Origin of the sequence: Algoriphagus sp. AGSA1 (assembly GCF_021390545.1) — a bacterium.
In the GTDB taxonomy this organism is placed as follows: Bacteria; Bacteroidota; Bacteroidia; order Cytophagales; family Cyclobacteriaceae; genus Algoriphagus.
The window spans coordinates 1-18,806 of record NZ_JAJUWR010000059.1 but is presented as its reverse complement, the minus strand read 5'-3'; the positions used below and the strand labels follow the sequence as shown (position 1 = coordinate 18,806).

Sequence of the window (18,806 nt, the reverse complement as noted above, 5' to 3'; positions counted from 1 at the left end):
AAGTAACCTTGAAAAATTCAAGCAGGCCATGCGGCAAAAGCAAGCTGAGGTAATCCTTTTCTTCCAATTCTTTTTTTCAACAAAGAAAATCGATTCAGTCAATTCCCCCAACTTTTAGGACTGATCCACATTTAACTCCGGGAATTAGACAACCTTAGCCGATTCAAATTATACTGATGGAACAGCTCAACAAATTTCTTAACTACTTATCCGACATCTCCCCGATTTCTGAAGAAGCAAAGGAGGGCATAAAGAACATGTGCTCGACCGTCGACATCAGAAAAAACGATAACCTTCAATCCATTGGCCAGACTTGCAGAACCATTTACTTTGTGGTAGAAGGAACTGCGAGGATAAATTATTTTAAAGAGGATAAGGACGTCACTGAATACTTTGCCTTCGCAAACGACATGATCATCAGGGCTGAAAGCCTCTTTACAGGGAAACCTAGCCACAAAGCCATTCAGGCTATAAGCGATACAACATTTATTGCCATACCGGCAAATCCACTTTTTGAATTATTTGAGAAATATCATGAGGTCGAAAGACTGTTTAGAAAGATCGTGGAGCGTTCTTATGTTGACACCATCAACAGGCTTGAAAGTCTGCAATTTCATACCGCAGAAGAAAGATATCAGGATCTTATTGAAAAATCACCTGCGGTGGTCAGGGAAATCCCCTTAAAGCATATCGCCTCCTATCTGGGAATAACCCAGGTTAGCCTTAGCCGCATCAGAGCAGCAATCTCCTGATTATTTAACAAATGTAAAAGAGATTGGTTTTAAGTACCCCGTCCTTTGTATCGATAAATCAAATACGATGGGACAAAAAGAAACCAAGACCAACACATTAAGAGCTTGGCTGGATGCAGTCAAAAAAATGACTGTCCTGGATGTCAGGCCAACCAGCGAAAGAGAGGAATGGATAATACCGGGCAGCATCCACTTAGACGCTTACTCTGCGCTGAAAAAGAACAATCCTGAGGCTTTAAAGTCGGTAAACTTTGATAAATCCATTCCTGTGGTCACTGGCTGTGCAGGGGAAAAAACCAGTTCCATAACAGCTAATCGTTCTGCCATATCGTAAAAATCATGGAAGTTAGATTAGGACTAAAAGAGAACTGGAAGCAGTTCACATTACTGGTCATCATCAATGGCTTCGTTGGCGGCATGATAGGCTTGGAGCGAACCGTTCTGCCGGAGCTTGCAGAAGCCGATTTTGGCATAGCTGCCAAATCTGCTATTCTGTCCTTTATTGTGGTATTCGGAATATCCAAAGCCGTTACCAACTATTACACTGGTGTATTTGCCAATGGGATGGGGCGAAAGAACCTATTGGTGACCGGTTGGCTTATTGGACTTCCGGTTCCGATTATTCTGATCTATGCGGCCCACTGGAACTGGATAATAGGCGCCAATATTTTATTGGGAATAAACCAGGGATTGACATGGTCAAGTACTGTAGTGATGAAAATCGATTTGGTAGGAGATAGGAACAGGGGACTGGCCATGGGATTGAATGAATCAGCAGGTTACTTGGCCGTAGGTATAGTCGCTTTTCTCACCGGGTGGATTGCCTCAGAATATGGGGTTCGCCCCTACCCTTTCTATTTGGGGATAGGATTTGCCGTGACAGGTCTTTTAGCCAGTTATTTTCTTGTAAAGGACACGGGCCATCATGTCAATTCCGAGACCAAAGCAAGTCAGGTCAAAAAGCTAAACAATGTATTTCGTGAGACCACTTGGTCAAATCCTAACCTTGGCTCTATTACTCAGGCAGGATTGGTCAACAATCTGAATGATGGGATGATCTGGGGGCTTTTCCCCATACTCCTGGCAAGTAAAGGTTTTAGTCTGGCGGAGGTTGGAAAAATGGCAGCTATTTATCCGATAATTTGGGGATTAGGCCAATTGGTCACCGGTAAACTAGCAGATATCTGGGTGAAAAAATCCATGCTGTTTTGGGGTATGCTCATCCAAGGCATAGCCATCACCACCATGATATTTGCTACCTCATTTACCCATTTCGCAATTTTGAGTATCCTATTAGGGACGGGTACAGCGGTGGTCTATCCCACATTCCTTGCCGCAATCGCAGATTATACCCACCCCGAACAACGTGCCAACAGCATCGGTGTATTCAGATTATGGCGTGATTTGGGCTATGCATTTGGGGCAATTTTGACGGGCCTGATAGCCGACTTTTTTGGGGTTGACAATTCAATACTTAGTATTGGGCTAATCACCCTGATATCTTCTTTGGTGATAAAACTAAGAATGGACTGAATCCCCAGATATAGCGAGCCTGTTTTTGAAATAAAAACCTCCTTGCCGCTGACTTAAAACCACATTTTCCCAAGCCTCCACAATAAAGCCCGAAATCATCCGAAGACATTCATCCGGTAAATGATCCCAATCAGCCTTTTGGGAAATTTCAAATCATTCGCTACGCAAAGATCTGGTAGGATTAGTGGCGATTGTTTTCTGGCTTTGTATCCAGATAATCCCAAGGATCAATAGCACTGCCCCAACTATAATCAATAGAAAAGACACCCATGGCATTTCCGTTTTGTAGGCATAGGTATTCAACCATTTTAGCGATGCAAACCACGCTACTGGCACTGCTACAAGAAATGCCAGTAACAAGACCCATACAAATTCATTTACCAACACCAAAAGAGATTCAAACTGGGAGGCTCCAAACACTCGCCGCACACCAATCTCCTTGGTTTTCCGCAAGGTATTGAACGTAGCCAATCCCACTATTCCGATAATTGCAATAACTATAGATATCACTGAAAACGTCAGTACCAGATTAGAAGCAATGGATTCAGTTTTGTAAACATTGTCAAAGGTCTCATCCTGGAACCAATACTTGAGGGTGACATCGGGCTCGAAGAGCTTATAGGACTCAGAAATAGCCGCAAGTGCAGACTGGGCCTCTCCCGGCTTGTATTTAATGTATATTCCGGGGAGGTATTCAATTGGCATTCTATGAATAATCAGGGGCTGAATGGATTCTTTCAGGGAAGCCGTATGTAGATCATTTACAACCCCTACGATTTCACAATCCAGGTAATCATGAATTCTTATTTTTTCACCGATCGGATTTTCAAATCCAAGATAGGCAGCAGCTGTCTCTGTAATCAAAGCCTCCGTGGCAAGCGAGTCCTTTGTCTGCTTTTCGGCTAAAAAAGGTCTTCCTTCCAACACTTGCAGCCCGAATAATTCACTGAAATTGGCCAAGCCTCCAATGGTCTGAAAACTGATCTGGGAATCGGGTGATTTCCCTGCCCAATCCACGGCGATAGTATTGTTGCCTATAATCATGGGATTTGCATTCGCAGCAGTCATGTCCGTAACCGCATCGCTCCTAAGCGTCTCACTTTTGAAAGCATCATAGCTTTTGAGCAATCGATAGGTAGGCTCTAATCGGATCATATTCTCCCTGTCAAAACCCAGGTTCTTCTGGCGGATAAAATCCAACTGAAAGTAAATTACCGTACTGAATAAAGTGATGCCGATTGAGAGAAACAACTGAGTCGTCATCAGTACTTTACGGATATTCATAGAGCCGTTTAACATACCTGCTCCCGATCCTTTAAGGATTCTGGCAGATTGGAAGGAAGACATCACGAAGGAGGGATACAATCCCGCAAGGAGTGCAACCAAAACCAAGAAGGCAAGTAAGTAAAGCATATTCGCACCCCCTATCAGAGACAGGGACAGGGAATCGTCAATCAGATGGTTGAACTGGGGAAGGACAAGTACCGTCCAGGCAATCCCCAGCAGGAATGCAATAAAAACCAGCAGAAATGATTCACTCATAAACTGAGCGACCAAACTGCTTCTTGCTGCTCCAATTGCCTTTCTTACACCGATTTCTTTTGCTCTTAGGGTAGCCCGGGCGGTGGAAAGATTCACAAAATTGATGACAGCCATCGTCAACACAAGCAACGCAATTAGTATAAAGAGCCTCACGTAATCAATCCGTCCTCCTGCATTCTTCCCATTTTCATAGGTGTTGTTCAGATGCCAGTCAGTAAATGGAACCGCTTCATAGGAAATTTTTTTGGAGAGATATTCATCACCTATGACTGTCGGGTGATTGAGTTTCCCGGAAAGTTGCTTTGCCGGCACCTTGGAGAAAGTTTTCAGGTAAGCGCTGAAAAACTGAGCCTGAAGTGATTCGTCACCAATACCCCATTGCCGCTGCAAGAGAGAAAAAGGAAGCGCAAAATCAAATTTGATGGAAGACTGTGATGGGATATCCTGAAAGACCGCCGCAACAGCTACTTCTTTGGACCCGTCAATATTGATGATTTTCCCCAGGGGACTTTCTTCGCCATACAGAGTCTTGGCCATTTTCTCCGAAATAGCAATCTGCTCAACATTTTTCAGGGGATTTGGATCACCGCTCAGAACAGGGAAAGAGAATGTGGAAAAAAGACTTGGGCTTGCATACACCCCGTTAAAATAAACGCATTCCCCGTCTCCGTTTTCTGGCCAAAAACACAGTTCATGCGGCCATCTGGATCCCGTTGAAACATGTGTAACCTCTTCCACTTCGGGTATGCTTTCAGCATTCATATTGAAGCCCGCCGTAGATTCAGTCTGAAATGAACCGTTCGCTTCTACATGGGTGATTACCTTATAGAGCTTTTCTGAATCCTTGTGGAATTTATCAAAGGAAAATTCATTGATCACCCAGAGGCTTATAAGCAAGGTACAACTAAAGGCAATGGACAGGCCAAAAACCGACAGTAAAGAGTGGTTGGGATTCTTACGGAAATTTCTTATAAATACGGTGAGATTGTTTTTCAACATAGCGGCTGTAATGGTATTTGAATAAGTTTTTGAACTTTTCTTTTTAATGTTTTTTATCCTACAAAAACGGATGACATTCCACACAAACTGCCAATTGGCAGCCCTTTTATTCTCATTTCTCTCGTATAACTCGTAAATATCACCTTGTATCTCATCAAGGAGATCTTCCCTGCAATACCAGGTAAGGAACCTATCGGCCCATCTTGGGGGTTTTGGTCTCATATAGAATACGTTAACCTAGGTAAGTTTAAATTCAAACGCGGGTTTTGGAATCATGGCGTAAAGCTGATTTCTCAGAGACTGGCTTTCTTCAAGCACATTTTTACCCGCAGCGGTGATCGTGAAAATCCGCTTCCTTCTCCCCCCCCGCTCCACTGTGGGTTCACCCATATGTGATCTCAAATAACCTTTATCCTCCAGGCGAGTCAACACGGAATGGACGGCGCTGATATTCAAAGACCGGCCTGCCTGAACCTTAAGTTCATCCATCACAGAAACACCATAAGCTTCAGGGTATAATACCCCTACCGTCAACAGAATCAGTTCTTCCAATTCTCCTAAATATGATCCTTTCATCTATGCCTTAATTAGTCCTACGAAAGTAAAAGTAATAAATATCTTATACTTTTGTAGAATAAATAAGGATTTATTTTTCACCCACCTAAAAATTGGATAAGAGTCCATTGGAATTGGACAGATCATATTTGTGTCGAAGCCCTGCTCCGCCGGAACAAGGAAGTGGGCTGAGGCATCGGAGGAACTCTTCCAAACAATAGTAAACACCCCGGATTCACAGGATTTGAGCTTTCTTGTTATCCAATCTGTTTAATTATCAACTGGGAATACTTACCGAATTGAGGACTGATCGTAAAGTATAAGTATAAATGGGCCACCAGTGTGGTCGTGAGCTATTTGCTAATCCAGTTCACTTTTCAATAAAATTTCCGCCTTTTCCTGATCAATGATAAAGCAATGGTTTTTCATCGTTACAGAACCAATGATGCCTGAAATGGTCATCCCTGTTTTATTGCGAATAGAGGCGATTATACTGCTGCCTATATCCATTGAGATAAAATTGCCGTAAATGTGTTTTTCTCCAATCGACATGCCAAGACCATAGATATAATCAAACGTACGCTCCATACCCTTCACGCTAGCAAGCATTTCTTTGGATCCTATGTTTCATGTGTTGCTAATTTGCTTTTTATAGGTCACATGCCCGCCTGTCGTCGGGCAGGGAATCTCGCAGGTCTTATAATCATCCCGGTGTGTGTTCCCGTACGTACGTGATCATGCTCGATTTCTCGTATTGATTGAGACATTGTATCTCTTGGCCACTCCATGGCTGTTTAGCTGAAACCCCTTGTCCAAAAAGGGAAAAAGTATAGAATCCCAACTCCAACACCTCCGGCATCCATAGATAAATCCCACACATCAATCAGATCACTTATCGTCAAAAAACATACTGATTATAAATGACTTACATGGATTTTTCTTTAAATTTAAGTCGTATCAAACTCCAAATGATCATGATCTACCTAAGAAACACCGCTCTCTTGCTCCTATTTATTCTATGCGTCTCATTTGGATACCTGCATCATGGATGGTCTAATTATGATCAGACCAAAGTTCTGGACTTTGAATCCACCATTGAAGAATCCACTTTCGAGAATCCCCATACGATAGCCAAAGTAAGCTATCAAAATGAACCATGGACGGTCATTCTGGCTCCGGCAAGCCGTATGACAGCACGTGGCCTATCTGCGGAAATGATCAAAAAAGGAACTTCGGTAAGAATTATTGCATACCCGCATAAAAGAGAAAAGGGAGAGATGCGGGCTGAAACCATTTACGTGGACAAGAAAAAGTACGAGCTTAGATAATCGTGTCGGAATACCTTCACTGGCTTGAGCATTCAACTTGGGCGACGGCAATCCGTCAATCCCTATGGATGTATCCTGCTTTGGAGATTATCCATATTCTGGGTATTGTCCTTCTGGTAGGCGCTGCGATTTTATTTGATCTTCGTCTATTGGGTTTTTCCAAAAATCTGCCCTTGTCAGCTATGTCCCGCTTCCTCTTACCGTGGTCTCAGCGCGGGTTAATCCTGGTGATCCCTTCAGGATTACTGTTATTTATCACCAATGCGGAAACACTGGGTTTGGATCCGGTTTTCCGGTTAAAAATGGTATTGCTGATTGCGGCGGCACTAAACGCCCTTATATTTCACAAATTTGTTTTTAAAAGGCAGTTTGACTTGGAAAATCCTTCCGGACATTCACTGCACTTTAAAATACCCGCATTAGTCTCCATGGCCGTTTGGATTGCCGTAATCATCTGCGGGCGTTTATTGGCTTATTGAACTAAATGCTTGGATCATAATCCTGGAATTCCCTTTAAAGGATGAATGGGACTTTCCTGCTGGAATATGCCAGTGAGGACACTGGCATAGGCAAGACCCTACCTACAGATAGGAATCTGTCTTGTTTCTTGACTCTTGGCTCTTTGTTCTTGTCTCTTGATTCTAACATCTTAAATCCTATGTCTTAATACTTGCTACTAAATACTCTCTATTCGCTTTTCAGGCTCTCCACCGGGTTCATCAGCGCTGCTTTGATGGATTGGAAACTTACCGTAAGCAAGGCAATAACCATGGTCAATGCCCCAGCTCCTATAAAGTACCACCATTGTAGGTCAATTTTATAGTAAAACCCACCCAACCAATTAGAAGTCAAATAATAACTCAAGGGCAATGCAATGAAAATGGCGACCAAAACCATTTTGGCGAAATCACCCGACAACAGTTGTATGATTTTCCATTCACTGGAGCCCAAAACCTTACGGATGCCGATTTCTTTGACCCTTCTCTCAGCCGTATAAGCTGCCAAACCGAATAAGCCCAAGCAGGAAATCAGGATGGCTATTCCTGCAAAATACCGGGAAAGTACAGACACCCGTTGTTCTGCTATGTATTGTGCCTGATATTCTTGATCCAAAAACTTAAAGTCAAACGAAAACCCGGGATTATATATCTGATAAAAATCTTTCAATTTCCCAATCGTTTCCTGCTCCCTCCCTGCTTCTATTCTCGCCATTATTTTGTGCGTCCAGGTAGGGCGCAGGACAAAGAACAGGGGATCTATTTTCTCGTGGAGTGAAGCAAAATGAAAATCCTTTGTCACCCCGATGATTTCCAGTTGGGTGCCTTGGATTGAAATGGTTTTTCCGATAGGGTTTTCCAGCCCCATGACCTCGATTGCTGTTTCATTAAAGATAATTTTCGAATCTTCCGCTCCAAATTCCCTGGAAAAAGCTCTTCCTTCACTCATTTCCAACCCGAGCAATTCTATCATGCCGTAATTGACAGGTCTCGTTTCAAATGGAATCTGTACATCAGGATCTTTCCCTTCCCACTCATTGATCACAAAGGTATTCTGGCTCCCCCCTACCACACTCTGCCCAATGCTGGAGGCATCCACAATCCCATCAATCCGCTGCATCTCCGAAATAAAGGTTTCAAGATTCTCCTCGACTTTTCCTTCCATGTCAAAATACAGGATGTTTTCTTTGTCGTAACCCAGATTTTGTGACTGGACAAATTCAATCTGCTTATACACCACCACCACAGAAACAATCAAGATCAATGAAAGGGCAAATTGAAATATCACCAGCCCTTTTCTGGCCCATATTTCGCCCTTTGAACCATTGAGTTTGCCCTTCAATACGAGTACGGGTTTAAAATTGGATAGGTATAGGGCCGGATAACTGCCCGCAACTATTCCTGTCAACAATGTGACTCCAAATACAATCATCAGTAGCTCCCGATCGAAACTGAAAGAAAGAAGCTTACCGGTGATCGTATTGAACTGGGGCAAAAAGAGCTGAACCATAAGCAAAGCAATGCACAAGGACAAAAAAGCCATCATGACAGACTCCCCCAGATACTGAAGCACGAGCGTTTTTCTATCCGCGCCTATTGCCTTTTTTATCCCAACTTCTTTTAACCTACCTGAGGCTTTGGCCGTGGAAAGGTTCATGAAATTGATACAGGCTATGCCCAAGACAAAACAGCCTATAATGGAAAAAAGCCAGACATATTCTATTCTTCCACCATTAGGTTTGCCGTTTTCATACTGGGCATAGCTGTACAAATAGGCTTCAGAATAAGGACTGGTGGATAGGGTAAGATGGCCGGTATAGGCCTCATCTCTTTTACCCTCTAAAAAATGGGCGATTTTTTCATTAAACTCCCCCACATCAGTTCCCTGGTCCAATACCAGATAGGCATTGGCTATGTTGTAATTCCAATTCAGCGCATTGGGATTTACCTCTTTATATTCCTCAAAAGAAAGGATCACGTCAAATTGTGCGGTAGAATTGACCGGAGTCCCTTCAAAAACCCCTGAAATCCTAAAAGGCTTGTATTGGGGTATTTCAATCATTTTACCGATCACATTGTCTGTGGTGTTAAATAGCTTCCTTGCCATTTCCTCAGAGATCACGACAGAATTTTTATCGGCCAGCACCCGGTTTTTATCCCCTTGTACAAGATTGTAAGAAAATACGTTGAAAAAGTCTTTTCCCGCATACTGTACAATGGCCTTTACATAGCGGTTCTCTACCTGAATGGTTTTCTTGTCTGACAAGATTCTGGTTGGCACGGCATATTCTACTTCCGGCATTTCATCTGCCAATACTTCTGCCAACATCCCGGCCGTATAGTTATTCACTCCCGGTTTTTCCGGATCGGCGTAAATTTCAATTACCTCGACCAGACTATTTTCATTTTCATGGAATTTATCCACCCTTATTTCATCCCTTACCCAGAGAAAGATCAGCATGACGCTTGCAAGCCCGGTGGAAAGCCCGATAAGATTGATCAAAAAAGTACTTTTGTCTTTTCGGAGGTTTCTATAGACAAGAATAAGATGATGTTTTAGCATAGCATTCGAATAGAAGATAAACCTGTCACTTGTTTATCGACTTCCGTGCCAGTGAAAAAAGTGCTGAGAGCTACAATAATACTGTTTCATTTAATCCATTCTTTTCTTTCCGAACAAAAACGTTCGATGACGGGCAACTTTATAAATAGTAATAAGCTAAAAGATAATACAGCTAAAATGACCATTTCAACTATTAGATCTTTCTTATCCCAAAGAATTTATGGACTTGGGGAATGATTTTTTGGGACGGGGCATATCTTCTTTGCCCTGAAGCCCTGTTCCGCCGGAACAAGGAAGCGCACTTAGGCTTCTCAGGACGGCAGTAAATCGCTCCGTTCTCGAGATTAAAACATTGGGACAGGCAGGACATGATGCATCGTGATAAGGCGAAACATTGTCCCGAGGAGGTGTACAGCGTTTGTGAATCAATTATCGGATTAGAAATCCTGAACAACATAAACCCGACCAGAAAGGCCGTGAGTGGTACACTCACGGGGGCAAAGGAAGACTCCGCCAACTAGAGTAGGCAGGGCAGTCAGGAAGACTCGCCAACTAGGCCGCAGTGGGGTTTCCATGGAAACCCCACCCATCAATTTTCCAGGTCCTTCAGATAATACTCCACCTTTTCATTTCCCTTTTCCTCCAGTCCATCCAGCGGAACCAGCTCCTTCACTTCTTTCCTGAGCTTCCTGAAGGAACCTATCTCAAAGCCGATCTTCAGCTGCACCCTGCTTTTATGTAAACTGGATCTCTTGTCAAAAAAGGGATCAACGGAGCCCATCACCACTGAGCGTATGGTATTGCCCATAGGGATGGTTCTTCCCAACCCGAAACCGGTAGCCCAGGCTTTCCCGTCAAAATCCCTGGACTCATAGCCTGGCGGGTTGGTGACGGTGACCTCATTGTGGTTTACAGTCCCCTGGGCAAACCAGTTGCCCTTGCTGAAACGAACTCCCGCAAAGCCTCCAATCCCCTCTCTCCTCAACTCCTCCTTGTCGTCAAGCTGCTTTTTCCAGGTGCCACCGCCCAGCAGGGAGAACTGCTGGGAAAAGGAATACGACAGCCCAAAATCCAGCAGCAGCCCGTCACCAAAGGAGGTCAGCGGATCATACCACAGCAGCATGCCTATCCTGTGGACAGCTGGGACTCCTTTTAATCTGTTTGGCTCAAAAAATTCTTTCTTCTTGTTTTTCAGCTCAGATGGAACAGACTTTATATTCCCAAGGGAATCGATTTTCAATCTTGAAAAATCCTTTCCTGCCTTTTGGATGTATTCATTGGAAATATGCCCTGCCTTCTCCTTGGCAAGTTCCTTGGCCTGATCGAAAGGCACTTCAGAAGGCAATCCTTTTTTTGTCAGTTCAGCCAACGCGTCTTTACCGTAAAAGTCCAGGAGCTTTGCGCTTCTGGGATCAAATCCCTCTTTCACCACACCGGTAAGCTGTTCTTCTACTTTGGGCATAAGCCATTCATTGGTCAGTGCCTTAAGGTTTTCATTGTTCTGGTCCACCAGGGATTCCAGCTCATCCACTTGCCTGATATCCTCCAGTCTGGCCTTGGATTCATTCACCCGCTCCAGGGTGTTTCTTGCCGCATGCTTGATTTCCTCCCCGGGGATATCCTCGCTTTGGATCAGGCTTTCCAGGGTTTTGCTTTCCTGTTCCAGCACTTCCCTGCTCCGCTCTTTGGTCAGCGTAAAAAGGCTGTCCCGCTGGGTGCTGTCAGCGGTTATCTCCTTGAGTTCTTTGAGTTCTCTCTGCAGGGAATCGTAGGATTTCTTCAGCGACTGGATCTGTTTGAGTTCTTCCAAGTAGGGGATTTCGGGTTTGGTGGGAAGCTTGGGAAATGATCCGGAAACAGGTGAAACAGGAAATTTTGAATTTATGCCACCCGGTAAGTTTTGGGCTTTCAAAAAGTAGGATGATAGCATCAAACAAACAATGAAAATAATTTCTTTACGCATAACTATTTTGTCAAATCAAATACAACTATTCCGCTCATTTTAAAAGTTAATTTGAAACCTATTTTCCGGAAATCTACCCATTCTTTTTCCCACTAAGCTATCCGAATTACAAATTCTATTTTATAGAAAGGTGTAGATACAATCTACACCTAGTTCGTGCACCAAACTTCACCCAGAGGGGGGAGATTTCATTTGATTTATCTGACCCTAAATATTATCATATAAGCTAAAATCAATAGGAATAATAACTTCAGAAGAAATGTTTTCACCATTCTTCTTTGACGGCTTCCAATTAGGCATTGTCTTGACTAACCTCAAAGCTTCATTATCGCATTTCTCACATAGGCCCTTCTCCACTTTTGGACTTAGAATTTCACCATTCTCATTAATTGTGCATTTGATATAAACTATCCCCTTGTAATCCATTCGTTTAAAAGGCCACTTCATATTTTCTTTCACGAACTCATCAAGTTTTTCCCGACCTCCAATAAATTCAGCTGGAACTTCTTGAGCTGCACAACCTACCACCATTAACAGAAAAAACACTATTTTAGTTATTATCAACATAATTTTTCTTAGCTTCTTTTTGCCTTTCCTTAATTTGATTTTCCAATTCTTGATTATCCTTATTCCTATTCTGACCGTGATTTGGATCTTTTCCTACGACATAGAAATATGCATGTCCATATGCTTCGTGGGCTGTTGTTTCTGCTTCATCCTCTTTCTTTTGTCCTGCACCAATAATTACCATTATGTTTCCATTTGGAGAATCCTCACCCGGGAGCAATGTTATTCCAACCATTCCATTTCGACGCGTTTCATCTTTATATCCCATCTCCTTAAGTTGCTCTTTGGAATATGCCCCTCCATAGACTTGATACATTTCTTCTAATTCATTAATATAGCTTACTTTTGAATTACCTATCTTTATTTCTCCATTATCATCTTTATATTTATATTCTGATGCAACGGACACTTCAGTGGTTCTATCACTATTTACCAAAGTTTGTAAAGCTTGGAAATTACCACTTTCAGATTGTCTTTGGTTTATTAAATCCCGATTTAGCATTCCGTTTTTATCCAATTGAACATAAGCCTTGTCTCCAGCAGTAAGTGTATTTAAAATTGCTTTAAATGCCGCCGAATTAGTTGGTATAACTTCCTCTCCGTCTGGATCAATAAATGAAATTGGATTGTTTAGTGCGTAATTATAAGAGCTTATTGGGCTATATTTTTCCGCCAGCGGATCCACTACACCCCATCTCCCAATAGTAGCATCATACATCCTTGCACCAAAATCATAATACTGGATACCGTTGTCCTCAATCAGCTCCTTCCCGTTGTAGAGGTACTTGTTCGCCTTCATGCTCCCATGCTGAAAGCCCAACCCCGTCAGCTCCAATCCCCAAGGGTCATAATGCGTCTCCTGCACGATGGCCGAACTCACACTCATCACCATCATATTGTCAAACCAGACATCCTCCGAGGTCTCGTTCACCACAAAGGTCTCCATACCTGTGCGCCGTGGCGTATATCCGTCCCTGGAAATATACATATTCTCCTCCAAGACTTCATGCTGGTTTGCCGCGTTTTTGCTCAGGACTTTCTTGCCCACCTCATATCTGTTAGAATCCTGATCGTATAGTGCATACATGAGGTAGGCCTCCGGAGCTTCTTTCTTTTGAAGGTCTTTTGCCAATATATCAGCAAGGTTCAGCAAAGCTATAGGATTGGCACCGCCTGTACGCTGAGTACTAACCGCCAGCTCGTTCAGGTCAGTCACTAGTCTTTCCTTTCCCCCCGCTGCCATAAAGCTGGCCGCACTGGCTTTCTGTTGCTTGTCTTCTAGATACTTGCCGTGAACCTGCAGCTTCAGGCTGTCACCCGCAAAGATCACCTGGGTTCTTCCGGGGCCTACCATCCTTCCCCTGCCCGCATTCAGCCAGGCCACCTTGTTTCCTCCCTGCGTCACGTTATGTTCAGGTTCGGTTTGCCTGGATTCGGAAACCATGAAAAAATCCATCTCCTCTGTTTCCGCATTCTGTGTCTCCATGGTGGCCGTAAAGGACTGGACATTGGAGCTTATCCCAGGCTCCTTGAATTACAAATTCAGCAAGATATTTGGATATAGTCACAGACATACATCCAGCCCCACGCTTATTCTACGCTCAGACGGAGATATGGCAATTGTATTTCACCTACAAGTGATGTATTCTTGTGAATCACTATCATATAACTCTCAAAAACGAGGTATTTATGGCTTTTTCAGACAGATTGGCGTTCGCCCGCAAGCAGAAAAAAATCAGGCAGGCAGACCTGGGAAAGCTCGTCGGGACTTCAGGGGATATCATCGGCAAGTACGAACGGGGTGAAAACATCCCATCAATTGACGTGGCCGCAAAGATCGCCGATGCGCTCGGCGTTATACTGGATTACCTGGTCAAGGATGGGGAGTACGAGCGCATTGACAACGAAACGCTCAAAAAACTGAAGGAGATCCAAAATCTGGATCCGGAAAACAAGTCTCACGTTTTTGCCACTATCGATGCTTTCATCAAAGCATCCAAACTCCAAAGTATTGCTGCTTTGTAAATCACCAATTTAAAAATAAAAAAGTAGATCTTTCAAGAAAAAATCTGCAAGCTAAATTTCAAACTTATCTTATAATATATGCCTCTTCGCTAATCGAACCCATTAATTTATCACCCATGAAACAGATTCTATATTTAATCATTTTAAGCTTTATTCTGTCTAGTTGTACCAACGCAAGCTCTCAGTCGGAGGAAGCCCTAACTCCTGAAAAAATAAACGAGCGCTTTTTTGATCTTTATGACTCTAAAGGACCAAGCGAAGCTCTAGAGTTTGTTTTTTCGACAAACGATTGGATTGATCAAAACCAAACCTCGGAAGTAAAAAACAAACTAATTAAACTAATAAAACAGTTAGGGGATTATCAAGGACAAGAAGTTGTTTCCAAAAGAAGTATAAGCGAAGACTATCTCCTATATTCATTCCTAATAAAATATGACCGACAACCTATCCGGTATCTGTTCATTTATTATAAACCAAAGAACAAGTGGCAGTTACAGAATTTTCAATACGATGATAATTTAGAAACTGAATTAATAGAAGCCGCCAGTGCTTATAGGCTCACTGAAAACCTACCAGGCAATGAATAATAAGGAACATTTTCTATATGAAAGCAACCATGTCTACTCTCACCTGTTTAAATATTTATTTCTTTACATCTCTTTAATCTTGTCTTCTACTGCCATTTTAGGCTACTTTTGGCCAAATATCGTAACCATTAACAATAGCGATATATCAGTCTCAGGAGTGGGAATCTTACTTATTTTGTCCCTTTTAAGTCTCATGGTTTTCTTTTCCATAAAAAACAAGTTTGCACACATAAAAGTAAACAATAGAACAATCAGCGTATCCAACCCAAAAAGCAACAGACAGTATAATTGGGAGGAAGTCAAGTCCATCAATCTGATCCCGTTTATATTCCCCCCACTGTACAAAATAAGGATCAATGATGATTACTTTATATTCACTACTGACAATAAATATATTTTCATTTCTTTGGGAGTAATAAAGGATGTGAGTGAGATGGGGCAATTTATAAGCAAAAAAGCCAAGAACTAAATGCAGTCCTTGGCCTTTCACAACTTGTCCTAAGGTTTTTTAATAAAATATTGTTACCGTCTCTCTTCTGGAACCCTGACTTCTGGGTTAATAACCTCATTGACCATATCGCTTATTATTGTTGAAGCGATGTCAACAAAACTTGATATATAATTTCCCACAGCCTTTAAATTAGTTGAAACCTCTGCATTTAACACTCCAACTTTTGCCATTAGGCCAACGTTAGAGCTTCCACCTGCAGAAACTCCATGAGAGCCGTCCCCATCACCATATCCCGCTCCAAACCCTGCTCCATATTCGCCTTCAGCCAATTTGGCATCTCCTACCAATTGTCCACCAGAAGTACCCAAATTTGCTGTACCGATATCCAAATTCCCAGAAACCCCGGCAACTCCTAAAACCGAAGCTGAGCCCTCCAATTGCACAAGGGAAGCATCTACTCCTCCATCACCTGAACTTACAACGGAGCCGCTAACATTAGCTACACCAAAACCTGCCCCCAAATTCAATGGCCCTAATCGCACACCACCGCCGACACCAAAGGCTTGGACACCGACCGAAGCACTAAACATATTGGAACTATTGGAATTAGCAGCACTTACTTTGCCTTGTACTTTATCGCTTAACAAAGACCTCGAAAAAGAGTTACTCATTCCAGGGCAGCAATCTTTCGGAGCCATCCCATCCGGGTCAATAAACCTTATCGGATTGTCAAAGGCATAATTGTAAGGGGAATGCCTACGCATCTGTTCGGAAAGAGGGTCTATCACTCCCCACCTCCCTATCGCAGGATCGTACATCCTGGCCCCATAATCGTAGTACTGAAGCCCGTTGTCCTCAATCAGCTCCTTCCCGTTGTAAAAGTACTTATTTGCCTTGATCCCACCATATTGAAAACCAAGCCCGGTCAGTCTCGAAATTTGATTAATTTATCTAATCTTACAATTCTATAATCTTCAGTGTATCCAGAGACATACTCTTCTTTCAATAGTATGAAGCTAGCATCATAATACACGAGTGATTCGACCCCATCAATTCCCCCTTGTTCCTTTTTAAACTTATAGGCATCGTTATATTCTCTGTCTCCGATTACTATATCTTCAAGACCCAAAAAGCAAAGGGAGGTCGCCATCACATCATCCATTCCATTATCATAAGAAAATCCTATACACTCTCTATTTAATATTGTTAGATATGGCTTTCGAATTATAGAATCACCCTTTCTAATTACCTTATCTAATCCATCCTTTGTCAACACATACTTTTCCTTACCCACTTGTTGAAATGGCCCTTCTATATCCTCCGAAGAAAAGGTAAGATCAGTACGATAATCTTTTTCATACTGTAGCTTCCTTATTTGATAGCTTGATGGAATGCTATCTTTTCCATAATAATATGCGTAGGAATATTGTAGATTCTTATTAGAACATGAAAAGAACAAAATCAGCCCTAAACAAACAAAAATTCTAATTATTCTATTTAAGTCGATTGTCATGTTTCTGTATTTGTTTGTTCACCTCTGACGGATTTAAGAGATTTTTCAGTTGATTAACAAATCCTCTCATTCTTGCATATTCTTGCTTGTTCTCCATATATCCATCATGTTCAGGTCCGCCATTTCTATCATTCGCAATCTTTCTACGCTCTCCTTTTATTGCGCGGTAAGCTTTAGCGTCATTGTTCTGAACCGCCTTAATCAGATTTTCAGTATATTGATCTAAATGAATAAATGCTTCGTGTCCAGCAGTAATTGCATAGGATTCTGGGTTTTGGTCCTCATTACTTCTTGCTGTATTAAGTTTCATATAAAAGCCAATTCTTTTCCCATCATATGTATCTCCACTAGTACCATAAGCATACCCTGAAGCACTAAACTGGTCAAAACCCATTTCATGCTTCGAGAACTCCCCATCTGCTTTGAACTCAACGCTCCCTATTTTATCCCCCGCTTTCGCAAATTGACCCAAAAAAGCATTTCCCTCATTTGTTTTTGCAAATGACTCCAATGCTTTTTGAATATTTTTATCTAATTGATCAAAGCTTACTTCCTTCCTCTCCCATTCTTCTCCATTTTGAACCCAAGTATAGAAATTGATATCCATGCCATCAGGGTCGACATACAACATTGGATTATTCCCTGCCCAACTATACGGCGACAATGATAAATAATTCTCGGCATGGGGATCTTGCTGCAAAGTCCTACCTATGACGGGATCATATCCCCGGGCATGGAAATCATAGATATTGAGATTTTGGTCATCCATCATCTCTTTGCCCTGATAGAGGTACTTGTTCGCCTTCATGCTCCCATGCTGAAAGCCCAACCCCGTCAGTTCCAGCCCCCATGGGTCATAGTGTGTCTCCTGCACGATGGCCGAACTCACACTCATCACCATCATATTGTCAAACCAGACATCCTCTGCCGTTTCGTTTACCACAAAGGTCTCCATACCTGTGCGCCGTGGCGTATATCCGTCCTTGGAAATATACATATTCTCCTCCAAGACTTCATGCTGGTTTGCCGCGTTTTTAGAAAGGACTTTCTTGCCCACCTCATATCTGTTAGAATCCTGATCGTATAGTGCATATACGCCACCGGCGCACAGGCATCAGGTAGGCCTCCGGGGCTTCTTTCTTTTGAAGGTCTTTTGCCAAAATATCCGCCAGGTTCAGTAAAGCGATCGGGTTCGCACCACCCGCACGCAGGTTGCTTGCCGCCAGTTCGTTCAGGTCTGCCACCAGTCTTTCCCTGCCCCCGGCTGCCATAAAGCTTGCGGCATTGGCTTTTTGCCTTCCCGCAGCCTGGCCTCACCCTAAAACTGTCCACCGGACAGTTTCTTGACGGGATCGCCTCCTCCACATACTTCCCATGTACCTGCAGTTTCAAGCTGTCCCCCGCATAGATCTCCTGGGTCCTGCCAGGGCCTACCATCCCCTACAAGCTGGCCTCTCTGTTTGTTTTCAGCCAGGCCACCCTCCCCTGCAGGCCGGCCCCTCGCTAAATCAGTCCACTGGACTGATTCTTAACGCTCGGTCCTCACCCACAGTCACATTACGCTCCGGCTCGGTCTGTCTGCGGATACCATGGAAAACTCCATTTCCTCTGTTTCCGCATGCTGCGTCTCCATGGTGGCCATAAAAGTCTGTACAGTCGGGCTGCGCAATACCTGACGCACATTCCCCAGATGGTCCTTCACGTACCTACATTCAGAATTTTAAAACCAAACAGGCTTTCGCTAAATAGAAAAAGCCCGGACATCGCCGGGCTTTGCTATTTATTCCTGTTCGCTTTCACTTTGTCCTGACTTCGACAGTCGTCAGTCCCATTTCATTATAATTAACTGACAAACAGTGTTTTAGTATTTTAGACTTGTCGTTTTGGGTGTCCTGGGGGTGTTTTTGATTACTTTTAGACATGTTTGTCCG

At 42.9% G+C, this 18,806-nt stretch carries 19 protein-coding genes; 8 read left to right on the top strand and 11 right to left on the bottom strand.

Annotated elements, in window-relative coordinates; all coding sequences use genetic code 11:
* The first annotated feature begins 176 nt into the window (after window positions 1-176).
* From LZF95_RS25660 to LZF95_RS25650, 3 genes are all read left to right on the top strand, one after another.
* On the top strand, window positions 177-752 hold the full coding sequence (locus LZF95_RS25660) for a Crp/Fnr family transcriptional regulator (protein ID WP_233758319.1): 576 nt from the start codon (window positions 177-179) through the stop codon (window positions 750-752).
* 67 nt (window positions 753-819) lie between these two features.
* Window positions 820-1,086 carry a rhodanese-like domain-containing protein gene (locus LZF95_RS25655; RefSeq protein WP_233758317.1) on the top strand — a complete coding sequence of 89 codons (267 nt, stop codon included), beginning with the start codon at window positions 820-822 and terminating at the stop codon, window positions 1,084-1,086.
* 2 nt (window positions 1,087-1,088) lie between these two features.
* A complete protein-coding gene (locus LZF95_RS25650) occupies window positions 1,089-2,285 on the top strand; it encodes an MFS transporter (RefSeq protein WP_233758323.1) in 1,197 nt (398 codons plus the stop codon).
* A 153-nt stretch (window positions 2,286-2,438) separates the two neighbouring features.
* On the opposite strand, the gene LZF95_RS25645 is transcribed toward LZF95_RS25650, so the two are convergent.
* The 3 genes from LZF95_RS25645 to LZF95_RS25635 all read right to left on the bottom strand — a co-directional run bounded on the left by LZF95_RS25645 (window position 2,439) and on the right by LZF95_RS25635 (window position 5,990).
* Window positions 2,439-5,048 (bottom strand): ABC transporter permease, encoded by a 2,610-nt coding sequence (locus tag LZF95_RS25645; RefSeq protein ID WP_233758315.1) that lies wholly within the window; start codon window positions 5,046-5,048, stop codon window positions 2,439-2,441.
* A gap of 15 nt (window positions 5,049-5,063) precedes the next feature.
* Window positions 5,064-5,402 carry a PadR family transcriptional regulator gene (locus tag LZF95_RS25640; RefSeq protein WP_233758314.1) on the bottom strand — a complete coding sequence of 113 codons (339 nt, stop codon included), beginning with the start codon at window positions 5,400-5,402 and terminating at the stop codon, window positions 5,064-5,066.
* 339 nt (window positions 5,403-5,741) lie between these two features.
* Window positions 5,742-5,990: a hypothetical protein gene (locus tag LZF95_RS25635; RefSeq protein ID WP_233758312.1), complete on the bottom strand. Its 249-nt coding sequence runs from the start codon at window positions 5,988-5,990 to the stop codon at window positions 5,742-5,744.
* Between the two features lie 365 nt (window positions 5,991-6,355).
* On the opposite strand from LZF95_RS25635, the gene LZF95_RS25630 reads away from it, so the two are divergent.
* Window positions 6,356-6,709, top strand: coding sequence for a DUF6152 family protein (locus tag LZF95_RS25630; RefSeq protein ID WP_233758310.1), 354 nt, complete (start codon window positions 6,356-6,358; stop codon window positions 6,707-6,709).
* Between the two features lie 2 nt (window positions 6,710-6,711).
* Window positions 6,712-7,188, top strand: coding sequence for a DUF6644 family protein (locus LZF95_RS25625; RefSeq protein ID WP_233758309.1), 477 nt, complete (start codon window positions 6,712-6,714; stop codon window positions 7,186-7,188).
* 208 nt (window positions 7,189-7,396) lie between these two features.
* Here the strand turns inward: LZF95_RS25625 and LZF95_RS25620 are convergent, their stop codons facing one another.
* The 4 genes from LZF95_RS25620 to LZF95_RS25605 all read right to left on the bottom strand — a co-directional run bounded on the left by LZF95_RS25620 (window position 7,397) and on the right by LZF95_RS25605 (window position 13,785).
* Window positions 7,397-9,769, bottom strand: a complete 2,373-nt coding sequence (locus LZF95_RS25620; RefSeq protein ID WP_233758308.1) for an ABC transporter permease — start codon at window positions 9,767-9,769, stop codon at window positions 7,397-7,399.
* A 589-nt stretch (window positions 9,770-10,358) separates the two neighbouring features.
* Complete coding sequence (locus LZF95_RS25615; RefSeq protein WP_233758307.1) at window positions 10,359-11,732, bottom strand: hypothetical protein; 1,374 nt, start codon at window positions 11,730-11,732, stop codon at window positions 10,359-10,361.
* 207 nt (window positions 11,733-11,939) lie between these two features.
* A complete protein-coding gene (locus tag LZF95_RS25610) occupies window positions 11,940-12,299 on the bottom strand; it encodes an energy transducer TonB (protein ID WP_233758306.1) in 360 nt (119 codons plus the stop codon).
* Window positions 12,283-13,785: an RHS repeat domain-containing protein gene (locus LZF95_RS25605; protein WP_233758305.1), complete on the bottom strand. Its 1,503-nt coding sequence runs from the start codon at window positions 13,783-13,785 to the stop codon at window positions 12,283-12,285. Before LZF95_RS25605 ends, LZF95_RS25610 begins: the two co-directional genes overlap by 17 nt.
* 203 nt (window positions 13,786-13,988) lie before the next feature.
* Between LZF95_RS25605 and LZF95_RS25600 the strand changes: the two genes are divergently transcribed.
* The 3 genes from LZF95_RS25600 to LZF95_RS25590 all read left to right on the top strand — a co-directional run bounded on the left by LZF95_RS25600 (window position 13,989) and on the right by LZF95_RS25590 (window position 15,380).
* A complete protein-coding gene (locus LZF95_RS25600) occupies window positions 13,989-14,324 on the top strand; it encodes a helix-turn-helix domain-containing protein (protein WP_233758304.1) in 336 nt (111 codons plus the stop codon).
* Between the two features lie 116 nt (window positions 14,325-14,440).
* Window positions 14,441-14,911: a hypothetical protein gene (locus LZF95_RS25595; protein ID WP_233758302.1), complete on the top strand. Its 471-nt coding sequence runs from the start codon at window positions 14,441-14,443 to the stop codon at window positions 14,909-14,911.
* Entirely contained in the window at window positions 14,904-15,380 is a 477-nt protein-coding gene (locus LZF95_RS25590; protein WP_233758301.1) for a hypothetical protein, read from the top strand. Before LZF95_RS25595 ends, LZF95_RS25590 begins: the two co-directional genes overlap by 8 nt.
* 53 nt (window positions 15,381-15,433) lie before the next feature.
* On the opposite strand, the gene LZF95_RS25585 is transcribed toward LZF95_RS25590, so the two are convergent.
* The 4 genes from LZF95_RS25585 to LZF95_RS25570 form a co-directional block, all read right to left on the bottom strand.
* Entirely contained in the window at window positions 15,434-16,261 is an 828-nt protein-coding gene (locus tag LZF95_RS25585; RefSeq protein ID WP_368670799.1) for an RHS repeat domain-containing protein, read from the bottom strand.
* Window positions 16,262-16,287: 26 nt separating this feature from the next.
* Window positions 16,288-16,875, bottom strand: coding sequence for a hypothetical protein (locus LZF95_RS25580; protein ID WP_233758299.1), 588 nt, complete (start codon window positions 16,873-16,875; stop codon window positions 16,288-16,290).
* Entirely contained in the window at window positions 16,856-17,932 is a 1,077-nt protein-coding gene (locus LZF95_RS25575) for an RHS repeat-associated core domain-containing protein (RefSeq protein WP_233758297.1), read from the bottom strand. The genes LZF95_RS25580 and LZF95_RS25575 overlap by 20 nt, the downstream gene beginning before the upstream one ends.
* A gap of 495 nt (window positions 17,933-18,427) precedes the next feature.
* Window positions 18,428-18,577 carry a hypothetical protein gene (locus LZF95_RS25570; RefSeq protein ID WP_233758295.1) on the bottom strand — a complete coding sequence of 50 codons (150 nt, stop codon included), beginning with the start codon at window positions 18,575-18,577 and terminating at the stop codon, window positions 18,428-18,430.
* Window positions 18,578-18,806: the final 229 nt, after the last annotated feature.